Below are 3506 nucleotides of genomic sequence, written 5' to 3' on the forward strand. Positions count from 1 at the left end.
ATTTGCCCCGACTAGTAAATACTAAATCATCTTTAGCTACCTTGATCGAAAACCCAATACCCGATTTAGTAAACTTAATTTTAAACGGACCAACCCGCCAACCCATAATTTATCACATCCCTAGAATACTGAACCCCCATGACTAAATCTACAAGATTCCTAAGTATAGAAACCTTTTGCCTTCGGCAAGAATATTCAAACTTGTATATACGTCCCTATCCTATTTGTTATGTTTATCACGAAAAAACATTATTATAATCGGTAATCCCAGTCAGGGAAAGACCCCTTTATCCATGCCCCTTTTCACCAAGCTTACTGAAACAAAAGACAATTATTCTTTCTGACCTTCAAGTCATATCTACTTGATATAAACCGAATTTCCTACAAACCTGAACAAACAATGGGGAACTAACAGTCTAACAAGTAGTTCATTTTCAAATGAGCGACTGGCTCAGTTTCTAGTTGACAAACGTACACCGTCTAATAAAGTAATGTTTTTAGAAAAAACCAAATCAATATCTTTAAATCTACGAAAGTTTTTTACGTTTATCTTTTTAATTTTCATATAAACACTATCTCAACCAATTATTAATGTTTACTTCCTTCGTCCAACGTCCCCATGCCCTCAATTATCGGCAATATCACCGGGGCTACCATATTAGCAACAGTCCTTACATATTCTTCTGTACTAAAATTTTCATCTTCTTCTTTATTTTTATCGTCCAAATAACGTAACACACCCATACCAATTAAAACAATACTATATTTGAACCTAGCCTTTAATAATTCAATTTCCGCATCATCTTTTAATGCCTTTATTTCAGTATGTAAAAAAAGATTATCCATATTAACAAAAAAATCGTAAGTCTCATCACCACGAATAATTAAGGCATCCTCTTTAGTTAAACCATATTTTGGCCAATCCCGTTTAGTTAATAAAATTATATTTGGCAACGATATCCCGGCTGGTCCCATTTGTGTTGCCTCCCCCTTTTCCCCTGCCGGTAATCTATCACCCCTACCCCCACCTCCACCCTTTTTAGGTTGGGGTGGTTGAACCTTAACATTGAATTCCTCAATAAAATTTTTAAGAATACAATCATCTATAACTACAAACTCAAATTCTAAAATATCTCCTACTTTAACACCTTCCGGTAAAGAAGCGGTAAGTATAGCAAAACCATTATAAAGATTTAGGCCATAATTACAGCACTCCATACCTCGATATTTTAAAACAAATTTCCCAGGATCCAATTCCCTACAAAAATAATCATTTTGAACATCGGTTATAAATTGAATCTTAAACTTATTGTTTATTGCAACCTCCCTAGTAAAAATCCCTTTACTAGGTCTGTTTTTTAAAACAAAAAAACTAGGGTGTTTTTTTCCCTTAAAAACCTTTTTTGTTCCCTGAGGAGATAAATCAAAAGGGTTCCTTAATCTCTTGCCAGGTATAAACAAAGTAGAAAGACTCGGAGACTTCTTTAATATATTATTTAATACATCTACCAATGGTTTTTCATCACTTAACCGATTAGCAATAGCTTTTCTCCTTCTTTTTTCCTGCAATGCTTTTAATCCCTGATGTTCCCTTAAGTTTTCTTCTAGTGCCTTTATAATTTTAGTTTTCAGTTTCCCGTCTCTTAATCTGTCGCGACTATTCATAAATAAATCCTCGCGTGCTACATCATCAATATCAGAGCAATCAATTATAAACAGAAGCGAATCTGCTAAATAAGACAACCCTACCGTCTTTCTTTTAAAAAATGTCTTATTTAAACAGGCATGTGCTTGTCCATTCACGGAAAAAACGACCCCATCATTCCTTCTATAATTTCGTACATTAGTCCCTTCTTTAAACACATAAATAGTAGCTTTAAATTTTTGCCCATCAATATTAAAATCTAGTGGACAAGGGAATCCCCTTTCCACATTTTCCCCTTTATCATCCAGCAGGCGTATATTCAGTCCAGAAAGTGTAGATTCCGCACCAACTCCTTCATAATCTCTACACTCGACTAATCGAATTGGATGTGCAAGATTGGGTAATAACAAAGCCAATCTATAATTTAAATCAAATTTAATATTCGTTTTTAAACCAGGAACATCATAATCAAATAGTTTCACAAACATACCATATTTAAAATCATCATAACCATTAGGTGTAGGTATAATCTTTAACTGTTCTGCCGGGAAATTTAATATACGCCCAGCTTCTGTTGTTAAATAAGTATACATTGAACTACGTCGTCCCTCAGAAGGGCTTTCCCTTCTAATTACTGTTACACCCCAATTATTATTTACTTTACCACCCTCGCAAATCAAGGGACATCTTTTAGTTATTATCAACTGAATATTATGGGTACCGCAAAACTGAAATACCCCTGTTCCCCCCATATTAAATTTCCCCTGCACAAAAGGTACCCTTAATTTATTAGATTTACTCAAAGACAAAATTGTATCATGCATTTTTTCAGGTTCCTGCCCCTCACCACTATCAACTATCACATAATTTGGCTTACTTCTTTCCCCAGTAGCCGCCAAAATAATACTACGCGACATTTCATTCCTTTCCTGTACACTCAAATTACTAATTAAACCATCCTTAACACCAAAAAACTGTTGCAAGGCCCCCGGAATACTTTGTGGAGCCTCATCAGATTCCGGATCTATTCCCCTAATTAAACATTCCTTTAATAAAACAGCATCCACTGAATTTATCAGTTTCTCAACAAGTGCAGCCTCAGGAGCACCTTGTTGATTACCAATAATAGAAAAGTTATTTTCATTTCCCCCAAAAGCTCGCCAACACTCTTTGTTATGCCAATAACCGGTTTCTTTTAATAGGGAAATAACCTCACCCTCACTTTCACATTTGGCTAAACGAATAGTTAAATCCCGTAAATACAACCAACTCATCCTTCCTTTCCGGGACTTTTATCCCAATAATCTTAAGATATATTGTAAATATTTTTATCCACACCAAAACTATTTTAAAATATACCCTGTCCAAAAACATACCCTACTTTCCGAAAAATGAAAGTCCCCATGGATTACATAAAACCTTTAAGTTTGTTTATTCTAAAACGTTTTATTTTTCAGGTTTCTCGGATTACACCCTAACTAATCACACATTAATCAAAATTGCTTAATTATCATTTATATTCAACAAAAAAAGATACTTCTCCTGCAATATTTGCGAAATTTATCATTTTTTGTAACATCCTAGATAAAATTACAATTTTAATTACCCACCATTTTATACCTGTTACACATTTATTGGCTGCAAAATTGCTTTCCCCGGGGAACTGAAGGTTTTTAGCCAAGACAGCAAAATACCTAACTGCTCCTAATTCTTTAGATCTATATTTAGTAATTTCTTTAATAAATAGATTTAAATTATTAGTCTTTGCTGTTTCTATATACCGTAAACCATAGCACTAACCCGAGCCCCCTTGAAAATTAAATAGAATGTCTTACGATAACAAAAAGCTTTCTGCGATGTG

General features: G+C 34.2%; 1 protein-coding gene. It reads right to left on the reverse strand.

Annotation, left to right across the window (positions count from 1 at the left end):
* Positions 1 to 588: 588 nt before the first annotated feature.
* Positions 589 to 2919, reverse strand: a complete 2331-nt coding sequence (locus tag GX687_03315) for a hypothetical protein (protein ID HHX96478.1) — start codon at positions 2917 to 2919, stop codon at positions 589 to 591.
* Between the last annotated feature and the right edge of the window lie 587 nt (positions 2920 to 3506).

Source organism: Clostridia bacterium (assembly GCA_012841935.1).
GTDB lineage: Bacteria > Bacillota > Peptococcia > DRI-13 > DTU073 > DUTS01.